Raw genomic sequence first — 12355 nt, forward strand, 5'->3', positions numbered from 1 at the left:
GGAGGATGTTTATACTATTTGGTCCAAAGGCTTCCTTCCCCACTGCTGTGAGTTCTTATAATCGCTCATAGACATCCCGGTCATGGATTTAAATTGGGATGCCAAATGGCTACTGCTCTTATAGTTTAGACTATAGGCAATTTCAGAGAAGTTAAGTTGTTGTAGCTGAATCAGTTCTTTGGCCTTCTCTATTTTTAGGTGGATATAATACCGTTCTATGGTAACTCCCTCTAATTTACTGAATAATTTGCTCAATACGGAATACTCCTTATTAAGTCTTTTGGACAGGTAGGACGATAGGTTTTCTTCGGAGTTGGCATCCAGTTGATCTACCGCTTCTAACAAGGCTAATTTTATTTGTTCGACAAGTATTTCGCCGGTATCCTTTATTAGTTCAAAGCCATTTCTCCTTAGCAAGTCTTCTATCACAGCGGCACCAATTCCTTCTTTTTCTTCATAGACAATTTCTCCCAAAACAATGGAATCTACCCTTAGGCCCACCTTTTGGAACTCCTGTTCCAAAAAGGTAATGCACCTATTGCACACCATGTTTTTTACGAGAATCTTTTTTTTCATGCCCATCTAGATATCTGACGTCTAGTACCCTATTTCTAAGATAATATACGACTCCTATCGTCCCTGTCCAAATACTAGGTGGTGGCCTAGTTTAGTTCCTTCTGTACAAATCCACATTTCAACATTTGGCTTCCAAAATATGGATTCAATACCGCTTTTTCCGTACTTACCCACATACCACCTTTATCGTCCTTATACATTGGACAGAATTGCTGATACAAGGGCATTGGAGTCCCGGCAATGGCTACTAAACTCACCAAATTATCACTTAATCCCTCAAAATGCTCTCTTTGTTGCGTAATAGTACTCTTCACAATCTGATGGGCACTTTCCTTGGCCGCATCAATAATAGCCTGCAACTCGGCCTCCTTGGAATCTGCCAAGGTATTTGCCTCCATAGTGGATAGAGTGCCTGCCAGCGTCTCCCCTGCTTTCGCCGCCAATTCTTGGTTGTCTCCTACCAAGGCATCTTTAAGCTTCATATAATCGTTGATGATCAAGGCCACCCCCGTCGCTTCTTGTTCCGAAGCAACTTCTTGTGCCTGTGCATTTGTTGCATTTTGATCGGTATTCTTTTTGGTCTCCTTACAAGACATCATTCCCATGCTTAATAATCCTAAGGCTAGTACTCCAATTTTTAGTTTTACTGTATTCATTTTTAATTGATTTTATAATTAATGTTATTCTAATTTATAGGCTTGTTTCACGCCAATCTGCTTCTTAATTCATTGCGCTCCCAATCTTCTCAATAACTCCATCAAGGAATATTCATCTAAACTGGGAGCAGCCCTAACCATCCCCTGTGCTCCATGGAGCTCCTTGTTTGTAATTCTTACACAAATAAAGGGGTCCTATAAAAAACACAGGCAGCTGGTCTTAAACAACTATTGCTGTTAGTCGCTGTTTTCTATAAGGTAATGAAAATCAAAGCAGGAAGGTCTCATACAAAATGGGAATGTCCCGTACGAGATAGGGGGGGGAATAGTCTAAAAAGTGATAGGTGTTCGTATTTTCCCCTGTGTAGATCTGGAAAAAACCATAGGAAAAGGAAGCCACAAACACTTGTTGCTGAAATTTAAGTTGGTCCCAGGAACTTTTTAGAATGTCTTGCCCTTCAAAGGTAAGATGTTCTTCCATACAGCAATTGTCTACCACTATGGAGCAGCTTTCAATTTCCGGAACCTGCATCATTTCCATTCCACAGCTTTCCACCTTGTTAAAGAACGAATAATCTACCAGCGTCTTTCCGCAATAGTGCATACCCACGGTAAAAGACATGGTAGCACCAAGCACTAATAGTGCTAGGCTAAATGCTGCTATTTTTTGAAAAACACTTTTCATGAACCGCACAAAAATACGGAATTTTAAAAACCTGCGTGCCTATTCCTTAAAGATTGTACTTAGCAGTTCGTAAGATCGCAGTCGGTCTTCATGGTTATAGATATGGGACACTACCATAACCTCATCTACCCTGGTAGCTTCCACAAACGATGCCAGCTGTTTTCGCACGGTTTCCTTAGAACCCGCAAAACTATAGTGCATCATTTTCTCTACCTGCACCTTTTCTAGGGGATGCCAAAGTCCATCCATACTTTCCACTGGGGGTGCTAGGGGTTTTCTAGTATTCCTGATAATTCCCAAGGCCAGCTGTTGCAAACTAGTCTCTAAAAGTTTGGCTTTCTCATCGGTATCGGCTGCAATTACATTTACACATGCTATGGTGTAAGGGGTATTGCATTGCTTGGAAGGCTGAAAGTTCTGATGGTATAAACGCAACGCATCGTGTAGGTGGGTAGGTGCAAAGTGGCTGGCAAAGGCATAGGGCAGCCCTTTTATTCCAGCTAATTGAGCGCTAAAGGTGCTAGAACCCAACAGGTACAGGGGAATATCCAATCCTTCTCCGGGGATGGCCCGTACGGCTGCGTTGCGGTTTTCCGAAGAAAAATAGGTTTGCAGCTCCCCAATATCGCGGGGAAAATCGTGCACCGTTTCGGGACGGTCCCTTCTCAATGCTTTGGCCGTTAACTGGTCTGTTCCGGGAGCCCTTCCCAAGCCAAGATCTATCCTTCCAGGATAAAGGGTCTCTAAGGTTCCAAACTGCTCCGCAACCAGTAAGGGGGCGTGGTTGGGCAGCATCACCCCACCAGAACCTACTCTAATACTGTTGGTTCCCTGTGCTACATACCCAATTAAAAGCGGGGTGGCAGAACTTACCAGGGTATCCATATTATGGTGTTCAGAAATCCAAAATCGGTCATATCCCAATCGCTCTACATGCTGTGCAAGCGCCAAACTATTTTCCATGGATTGGAGGTGCGTGTTTCCTTGGGCCACCGGTACCAAGTCTAATACCGAAAACTTCATCCCTTTTAAACTATGTTTACTGTCCTGCTTCATAACTACCGAAATTTAAGACTGCAAAGATATCGATAATAATGCAGGGGTAATATCCTCCCAAACCATAAGAAAAGCCTAAAAGTGGGGTCTAAAAACCTTTTTTTAGGGTGGTGAAAATCCTACTTTTTAAGTCAATTTCTATTGCGATAGCAGAAATACAGCTAAAAGCAAAGCCCTATTTTTACCCACAATATGAGTGAACTATCCAAACTAAAAAAGAAAAAGAGAAGATTTTACAATCTGATGATATTGGTTATTTTGGCCGTGATTATTATCTCGGCCATCCTATTAAATTATTAGTCTCAAAGAAGGAGCTTTCATTAATGCCGCGTAGTCCAATGATACTCCACAGCGGATTTTAATAATGGCAATAATCATAATTTAAATCAACTTTGATATAGAAACTGCCATTTTGCACTTAGCTTTGTTTAAAAGTGCATAGCTAAACAGAAAATGAGTTCCCAAAAAAAAGAGAAAGACCGTAGTAAAAAGTCTAAAGCGCTAAAGATAATTGGCAGGATAGCCCTTGCCTTGCTGGCACTTGTTTTTTTACTCCTCCTCTTTATCCGAAGTCCCTGGGGACAAAATATCATCATCCACAAGGTGGTTCACTATGTTTCGGAGAAAACCAATACCAAAATAGGGATAGACCGCCTCTATCTTACCTTTTCTGGGAACGCTTATGTAGAGGGACTTTATATTGAGGACCAGCGGGGAGATACCTTGCTACATTCCAAAGCCTTGGAGGCATCCATCCCCTTACTTCCTTTGATAAAGGGCGATAAAATTAGGATTGCATCCCTAGACTGGGAGGGAGTGGTGGCCAAGATAGATCGTTCGGAAAATACTGGCGTCTATAATTTTGATTTCCTGATAGATGCCTTTGCAACCGATACTACCGCTAGCAGCACTAGCAGCGCGCCGCCCAAAGTGGAAATTGGGACTATTAAACTAAATGACTTTAAGGTAGATTTCCGGGATGAGGTTGCCGGTTTAGACGCTTCGCTTCAGTTGGGTAATCTTCGTTTAAGAATGAAGGAGATAGACCTAGAGCAATTCGTATTCCATATACGTAGCGCCTCTATCTCCAACACCCACATCACCTATTCCCAGAGTAAAGAATTACAACAGGAGACGGAACCCTCTGCGGAGAACACACTACCTCTACTTATGGTAGACCAGTTAACGATAGAAAATACCGCGGCCAACTACAGTTCCCTCCCCAGTAAAATAGAAGGACAGCTAAACATTGGGTCTTTTGTCCTAGCCTTGCCCAAGGCAGATCTTGCGAATAGAAAGATAGCACTAGAACGCCTAGAACTACACAACTCCCAAGTAGCTTATAGTGACCTAAAAGTGACCAAGCAGCTGCCCAAGGACACCACTAAAACCCAAAAACCCTTGGAGTTTAAATGGCCAAATTGGGAAGTTGAAGCAGGCCCCGTGGTTATGGAGAATAATAATATTACCTACACCTACAAAGAGCACGATGCAGCAAAGGATTTGGTAACTACCACTACCTTAGCAATAAGCAAGCTAGACCTAAACATGCCGACGGCGCTCTTAAGAAACAAAGCTGCCGAAATCTCCCTAGCCCAATTTTCATTTTATCAAAAAGATGGCATCGCCCTAAATAATTTTGGCGTAGACCTTAAGGCCAACGACAAGGGTGTTTCCTTTACTAATATTGATATTTCCACCCCAAAAAGCAGGCTCAATGGAACGATCAAAATAAAATATACCTCCATCACAGATTTTCTTAATAAGCCAGCAACCGCCCAGGTGTCCGTGGCCATGCCCTCCTTGCTGCTCCACCTGGAGGAAGCATACCCTTTTTGGGCTGCATTAAAAGAAAACGAAGCTTTCCAAGTTTTAGCTAAGAAGTCGGTTTCCGGAAAATTATTCCTAGAGGGTACCTTGGGGAATCTTCAACTACAAAATACCGCCCTGCAATGGGGGAAAACTACCGCGCTACAGCTACAAGGAACCTTATCTAACCTAATGCAAACAGATTCGCTCTATGTAGATTTCCCAAAGCTTGAATTTACTACCCTTAAAACCGATGTTGCCCAATTTCTTAATGAGGAAGAATTAGGAGTAACCCTGCCAGATTCCATTCAAATAACAGCAGTACTTAAGGGAACCTTAGCGACTATGGACGCCCAAGCCATTTTAAAAAGTCCCGATGGTTCTATCTCCCTAGACGGAAATTTTTCCAGCAAAGAGCTAATAGCATTCAATGGCCAGTTAGAGGTAGTACAACTACACCTAGAAAAACTGCTGAACAATGAACAATTGGGACCAGTTTCCTTTACATTAAATGCCACGGGGAGTGGTAGCTCTGTAAATACGTTGCATGCGGAAGTAGATACCGATTTTACCGAGCTACAATGGCAAGGGTATGATTTTTCCAATTTAAAATTACAAGGGACCCTAAACCAAGGCAAGGGAAATATAAATCTAAGATTTAAGGATGAAAACCTAAACGCCCAAATGGAGGCTGGACTAGATCTGGATTCCATTTCCTCAAAAGTAGAACTGTTTCTCAATGTGATAGGGGCAGACCTTTCTGCCTTGGGAATTACAAAAAGGGATACGAAGGCCCAATTTAAGCTACAGGCCAATTTTAAAGGCAATGCGGATGATTTTACCCTGCAATCGCAAATAGACGATGCCCTATTGGTTAATGAGAACACTCCATATCCCGTTACCAACCTTAAGGTAAATGCCGCTAGCAACGGGAAAAGGACCACAGTAGATATCAACAGTAAGATAATACAGGGGGAGCTGCGTTCCAATAGCGATATAACCTCCTTAAACAAGGCCCTTAAGCGGCACTTTAGTGGTTATTTTAAGGATACTACTGCCAAGGAAACAGGGCAAGATCCGGTTTCTATGAAAATGATGTTGGCCATAAAACAAGATCCCGTCTTGGAAGAGGTTTTTGTAGGGGGATTAAAAAAAATGGACACCGTCTACCTAGAGGCAGGCTTTAATGAGGCAGAACAACACCTAACTGCCAACCTCAGCGCCCCATATATCAATTATAACGATAGTACCCTAGATAGCTTACACCTAGATCTGGAAGGCACGGGAAAAAACTTGGATGTTAATTTTGGATGGAAAGCCATTAATTCAGGGCCTATTGCCATCCCCAAAATATCTTTAAGTGGGACTTTAAAAAACCAGGAGCTAGGTCTCAATTTTGATGCCTACGATGGGGAGGCAACACTGGCGCATATAGGTGCTACATTAAGCGTACGCCAAGATACCCTACGCCTTAAAATAGACCCTTCCAATCTGATGCTCAATAAACAGCAATGGCAAATTCCCGAAAGTAACCACATCGTCCTAGCGGAGCGGTTTTTAGAATTTCAGGATTTTAAACTGCAGCGAAACCAGCAGGTAATGACGCTTAGCAGTAGTCATTACGCTGACAAAGATCAAGACCTTTCATTGATATTTGAGAATTTTAGACTGAGCACCTTCACTAGTTTTTTAAATCCGGAAGAAAACCTGGCAGCAGGGATCGTAAAGGGCAACCTTACTTTTGAAGATCCCTATGGAGATACCGGAATGGTCGCAAAAATGGAAATAACCCAATTTTCGGCTATGGAGTCGGACTTAGGGAATCTGAGATTAACGGCCAATTCTAAAACAGCAGAGACCTATGATTTTGACCTTTCCCTTTCTGGTGGGGATGTTAACCTAGGCATTAAGGGCGATTATGTTGCGGCGGAAAGTGGGGCACAACTAAACCTAAACCTCCTCATCAACGAGATAAAAATGAAGGCACTAGCAGCCTTGGCACCCGAAAGCATTTCTCAGCCAACGGGCAGTCTTGCAGGGGAATTTAGGGTGAACGGCACCCCCGCAAATCCCAAGTACGAGGGGAATCTCCGATTTATGGAGGCCGGATTGAAGGTGAATTCCCTAAATGCCACTTTCAGCCTTCCACAAGAAGAGATTAAAGTAGATAATAAGGGGATTTATTTCGATGACTTCTCCATAGCCGATGCCAATAACCACCTATTTCACCTTGACGGTAGTATCTATACGGAACAGCTTAGCAATCCTTCTTTCGATCTTAAAATAAAGACCCAGGGATTCCAGCCCATTAAAGCCACCAAGGAAGATAACGAGTTATTTTATGGAACATTAAAACTTAATGCCGACCTAGCGGTAGGGGGAGATTTATCCGTCCCTAAAATAACAGGAAACTTAGGAGTAGTAGAAGGTTCCAATTTAACCTTTGTAGTTCCAGAATCCCAATTGGAAGTGATGGAACGCGAAGGGGTGGTGCTCTTTGTGAACAAAGAAAATCCGGATGCTATTATCACCAAAAACACCGATAGTACCGCCACCTCCTCAATACTAAGAGGTTTAGACGTTACGGCCACCCTAAACGTAGCGGACAATGCCACCTTTAAAATAGTCATAGACCAGCGGTCCGGAGATAATTTTGAAGTTACCGGAAAGGGGGAATTTGATTTGGACATCAATCCCAACGGTCGTACTAGCTTGGCAGGGAGGTATGAGGTAAGTAGCGGACACTACGAAGCCAGTCTCTATAATCTGGTAAAGCGGCGGTTCGATATTGCCCCGGGAAGCACCTTAACTTGGAGTGGCGACCCATACAATGCAGAACTACAGGTACGGGCCATTTACAAATTGGAAACCTCAGCCGCACCCCTAATGGCTACCCAGACCTCGGCTGCCAGTTCGGAAATTGCCAATAAATACCGCCAAAAACTGCCGTTTTTAGTCTACCTGAATGTAGAAGGAGTGCTGTTGCAACCAGAGATATCCTTTAACCTAGACATCCCAGAAGACAAACAAGGATCCCTAGGAGGTGATGTTTACGGGCGGGTACAACAACTAAACAATAGGGAGGAAGAGTTGAACAAGCAGGTATTTTCCCTGCTCGTCTTAAATCGGTTTTTCCCTGGCTCTACCAGTGATGGGAGTTCTGGAGGGGCGGCCTCCATTGCCAAAGACAACGTGAACAAAGTATTGTCCGGGCAATTAAACCAATTTTCGGACAAGCTTATCGGAGGCACTGGGGTGGAACTCGATTTTGGTTTGGAAAGTTTTACGGACTACCAAGGGGATACGCCCCAAGAGCGGACCCAGTTGGATGTAAACGCCAGCAAGCAACTCTTCAATAACCGACTCATTGTTCAGGTGGGAAGCGAGATGAATATAGAAGGAGGGAATTCTGGAGCGGAAAGTACCCCGGTAATCGGGAATGTAAGTGTAGAATACCTACTGACCGAAAATGGAAGGTATCGACTAAAAGGCTTTCGTAAAAATGAATTTGAAAGCGTTATAGACGGACAGTTGATCGTTACGGGAATTGCCCTGATCTTTAACAAGGAGTTTAATGAATTTAAGGAGCTTTTTGCCAAAGCCATTATGGAGGAAGCAGAAAACGAAAAAAAATAGCATCGCATTGAAAATCGAACAATCCATAAAATATTTTTTAACCCTCCTATTACTAGGGGTCCTGCAAGCATGTAGTGTTAAGAAATATATTCCGGAGGACCAGTGGTTGTATACGGAAGGTGAACTTCAGCTAAACGCAGATACCACCGTAGCAGACCTTAACCAAGTAAGCAGAGAATTACAAAGCCTACTTAAACCAGAACCCAATACCAAGGTCTTGGGCATGTATCCCGGCCTATGGGTCCACTATAAGGCACAACGGGAAAAACCGGGATTTATAAATAGGTGGCTGAACAAAAAAATTGGGGAAGAACCCGTGTACCTTAGCGATATCGATTTGGAGAGAACCCAGGAGCTAATTAACAACCGACTAGAAAACAGGGGCTTTTTTAGAAACCAACTCACATCCCAGGTAAATAAAAAGGCTAAAACCGCCTCCTTGGCACACCAAGTAGCCGTTACCAAGCCTTACAAATTGGCTTCCTATCAATTGGAGGGCGATTCCCTTCCTATAATACAAGACATAAAGGAAAAGCTCGGAAACAGCCTACTAAGACCTGGCACACGCTACGACCTTCAGCGATTTAAAATGGAAAGGGAACGTATAGACCAAGATCTAAAGGCCAGGGGATATTATAATTTTAATGCCGATTTTCTAATCTTTGAAGCCGATACCAATCAGTATAACAACAAGCAGTTTAACCTGTTTTTACGGTTGAAGCGAGACGTACCCAAAAAATCCTTGGTTCCTTACCGCATAAATTCCATACAGGTATTCCCCAATTATTCCGTGGCCACCGATAGCCTGGCAAAGGATACCGTGCAATATGAGGAGATAACGTATATACAGCACAACCACTTTTTTAAGCCCAAGAGATTGGCACCCTATATTTTGTTGGAGGAAGGGGAAACCTATGCCCCCCTAAAATCCAAGCTTACCAGTAACCGATTGGCCTCCATTGGAACCTATAAATATGTGAACATCCGGTATAAGGAAGACCATAGCAATCTGGAAACCGACGGGTACTCCAAACTGGATGCCTATATCTATTTATCGCCCTTAAACAAGCGTTCCCTACGGGCAGAGTTACAGGCCGTATCCAAATCGAACAACTTTGCGGGCCCCACCCTATCGCTCACCTATAGCAACAGAAACCTATTTAGAGGTGGGGAAACCTTAAATATCACTGGCAATGTTGGCTATGAAACCCAATTGGCAGGAAGCAATAGTACGGGCTTAAGCAGTACCCAATTTGGATTAAAAACAGACCTGATCTTTCCTAGGTTGTTATCCTTTGTAAAATTTAAAGAACGCTTTAGGTATGCGGTCCCCAAAACCAAGATAAGTCTGGGAATGGAACACCTAAACAGAAGTAAACTGTATAACCTTACCTCCTTCAGTTACATCTTTGGCTATGGCTGGAACGAAAATAGGTATGTGTATCATGAGCTAAATCCCCTAAATATCAACTACGTAAACCTCTCCAATACCACGGCAGAATTTGAGACCATTTTGGATAACAACCCCTTGTTAAGAAGTAGTTTTGAACAACAGTTTATTGCCGGTCTCAATTACTCCTTTACCTATAACGAACTGGTAGACCCCAAGAAGAAAAACGCCCTATTTTTTAACGCTAATGTAGACCTGGCAGGGAATACAATAGGCCTGTTTGGAAAGAAATCTACCGAAGATGGGGATAAGACCATTTTAGGCTTGGCCTACTCCCAATTTGCAAAAACGGATATAGACCTTAGGTATCACTGGCGGGTAGGGAGCTCCCAAACATTGGTAGGCCGACTCTTTGGAGGGATAGGGGTTCCTTATGGCAATAGTAGCACCCTGCCTTTTTCCAAACAGTACTTTTCTGGCGGACCTTATAGTGTGCGGGCATTTAGGATTCGCTCTCTGGGCCCGGGCACCTATAATCCCGAAACAGGGGATGCTGGTTCCTTTTTTGATCAGTCCGGGGATATAAGGTTAGAGGCAAATTTAGAATATAGATTCCCCATTTATTCCTTTCTAAAAGGCGCGGTCTTTGCCGATGCGGGGAATGTATGGTTGCTAAAGGAAAATGAGGCTCTCCCAGGGGGGAAATTCACTTCCAGTTTTATGGAGGAGTTGGGAATTGGCGTGGGTGCCGGACTCCGTATAGATATACAGAGTTTTGTGCTGCGGTTTGATTTGGCCACTCCCCTACAGAAGCCCTATCTGCCCAAAGGGGACCGCATTAATTTAGATTTCTCACAGCCCATCTTGAATTTTGCGATAGGGTATCCTTTTTAAGTGAATGACTGGGGGAAGGAGTGTAGGTAGTGTTGGCGTCTATTTGTTGTCATAATGAAATCTACATTGTATAATAGTACATGTTTGGTCAACACCTTTTTTTCCGGATACCCTATAAACTAATCTGTGTTCACTTGTTATTCTTCTCGACCAGAATCCTTTTAGTCCGTGCTTTAATGGCTCGGGTTTTCCTAAACCTCTATACGGATTTTGTTTGATAGATTTAACAAGTTCTTTTATTTTAAAAGCAGTAGCGTTGTCTGTAGCTATCCAATAACTAAAATCCTCCCAACCGTGTGCTGTAAAATTTATATTCATTAAAAGGCTAGTTCAATTTAATCTTCAATGTATTCAACCAATTCTTCATTATCGAGTTGCTCGATTGACTCCATTAGTCTATTTCTATTGGCCTTTGTAGATAGTAAATGCTCCGTTTCTTTCAATGAATTATATTCGTTAATTGACATTATAACAACTGCATCGTCCGCTTTACTTCTAGGTACAATTATAACTCCCGTCGACTTTGAGACATAGTCAAAATGCTTTTTTATATTCTTGCGCAGATTAGAAATGGTTATTGCTCTCATATTAATTAATATTAACGTACATTTTCCTGTACATATAAATGTACAATAATTGTACCGAATTCACAAAAATGAGTAGAATTGTTTACTTGATGCTAAGGCCCCAGCTGTGAATAGTGTGGATCGGACAGGCATTTAACTTCCGGCCTCGCACTCAACAAAAGCCTTTTGTTTTGGTTTATTTTTTTATCGGCGAGAGCAAATTCCAACGATTTTGCGGCCCCCGAAAATATAGACAGACCTTCGGCTTTACCCTAAAATCTGCATATCGTTTAGGTTATGTTCAAGATATTCAGCCCTAGCCTATCGGTGGGCCGAATACTTCGTAAGTTTACATTCGTTTTTTTACATTCTATTATTGAAAAACCATTATTTCAACCAATGTAAGCTTTTACCTACTTAAAGCGACCTGCAAAAAACTAAAAATCAAAAAATTCCGACAAAAGGGACACTATTACAACTAAGATTATAGTTGTAGACTGTGTTTTTCACACAACCAACTGGTGTTCAAATATATAAAGTGTAAAATATGTATGAGAGTGAAGTTAATCGTACGCAAAGCATTTTTACCCCATCCATGGATTGTACGAGCCAAAATTCCAGCTATGTCCTTCGGGGTCTTGGCAAGTATACCCCCGGCCCCCATAATCCTCGTCTTTTAGCTCCAAGAGTATCTTTGCGCCAGCTGCTACGGCCCTTTGGTAATGTTTGTCGATTTCCTCAACGATGATATACGGGGCTTGTGTATTAATTCCATCCAACTCCTTGGGTGTCTTTACGTATCTGCCATATTCATTGTCATTTTCAGAACTCAACATTATCATAGCATTGCCAAAACTTAGTTGTGCATGAACAATGGTGTGTCCCTCCCCAGGTACAATCAAATGCTTTTCAAATCCGAAGGCATGGCACAGCCATTCAATTGCCGCTGCAGCGTCTTGGTATCGCAGTGTTGGAATTATCATAGCGCCGTTTTGCTTCATTTTAATTTCCTTTTGGATGGATAAGGTTTTACTTCATCGAGCAAGATGGCTTCCTGAATGATCTCATGCAGTGCTTGCTGCGGAAT

At 42.6% G+C, this 12355-nt stretch carries 9 protein-coding genes; 2 read left to right on the forward strand and 7 right to left on the reverse strand.

Annotation, left to right across the window (positions count from 1 at the left end):
• Positions 1–9: 9 nt before the first annotated feature.
• The 4 genes from F1E73_RS10100 to F1E73_RS10115 all read right to left on the reverse strand — a co-directional run bounded on the left by F1E73_RS10100 (position 10) and on the right by F1E73_RS10115 (position 2973).
• A complete protein-coding gene (locus F1E73_RS10100; RefSeq protein ID WP_150451823.1) occupies positions 10–576 on the reverse strand; it encodes a helix-turn-helix domain-containing protein in 567 nt (188 codons plus the stop codon).
• 86 nt (positions 577–662) lie between these two features.
• Entirely contained in the window at positions 663–1232 is a 570-nt protein-coding gene (locus F1E73_RS10105) for a DUF3347 domain-containing protein (RefSeq protein WP_150451824.1), read from the reverse strand.
• A gap of 268 nt (positions 1233–1500) precedes the next feature.
• Positions 1501–1917 (reverse strand): HYC_CC_PP family protein, encoded by a 417-nt coding sequence (locus F1E73_RS10110; protein ID WP_150451825.1) that lies wholly within the window; start codon positions 1915–1917, stop codon positions 1501–1503.
• 39 nt (positions 1918–1956) lie between these two features.
• Entirely contained in the window at positions 1957–2973 is a 1017-nt protein-coding gene (locus tag F1E73_RS10115; RefSeq protein ID WP_150451826.1) for an LLM class flavin-dependent oxidoreductase, read from the reverse strand.
• A 453-nt stretch (positions 2974–3426) separates the two neighbouring features.
• On the opposite strand from F1E73_RS10115, the gene F1E73_RS10120 reads away from it, so the two are divergent.
• A complete protein-coding gene (locus tag F1E73_RS10120; protein ID WP_150451827.1) occupies positions 3427–8418 on the forward strand; it encodes a translocation/assembly module TamB domain-containing protein in 4992 nt (1663 codons plus the stop codon).
• 7 nt (positions 8419–8425) lie between these two features.
• Positions 8426–10702, forward strand: coding sequence for a translocation and assembly module lipoprotein TamL (gene tamL / locus F1E73_RS10125; RefSeq protein ID WP_223883406.1), 2277 nt, complete (start codon positions 8426–8428; stop codon positions 10700–10702).
• 39 nt (positions 10703–10741) lie between these two features.
• Here tamL and F1E73_RS10130 read toward each other — a convergent pair whose 3' ends face one another.
• The 3 genes from F1E73_RS10130 to F1E73_RS10140 all read right to left on the reverse strand — a co-directional run bounded on the left by F1E73_RS10130 (position 10742) and on the right by F1E73_RS10140 (position 12269).
• Positions 10742–11020 carry a Txe/YoeB family addiction module toxin gene (locus tag F1E73_RS10130; protein ID WP_150451829.1) on the reverse strand — a complete coding sequence of 93 codons (279 nt, stop codon included), beginning with the start codon at positions 11018–11020 and terminating at the stop codon, positions 10742–10744.
• Between the two features lie 17 nt (positions 11021–11037).
• On the reverse strand, positions 11038–11289 hold the full coding sequence (locus F1E73_RS18115; RefSeq protein ID WP_150451830.1) for a type II toxin-antitoxin system Phd/YefM family antitoxin: 252 nt from the start codon (positions 11287–11289) through the stop codon (positions 11038–11040).
• A gap of 563 nt (positions 11290–11852) precedes the next feature.
• Positions 11853–12269, reverse strand: coding sequence for a VOC family protein (locus F1E73_RS10140; RefSeq protein WP_150451831.1), 417 nt, complete (start codon positions 12267–12269; stop codon positions 11853–11855).
• Between the last annotated feature and the right edge of the window lie 86 nt (positions 12270–12355).

The sequence above is a fragment of the Arenibacter lacus genome (assembly GCF_008711145.1).
GTDB lineage: Bacteria > Bacteroidota > Bacteroidia > Flavobacteriales > Flavobacteriaceae > Arenibacter > Arenibacter amylolyticus.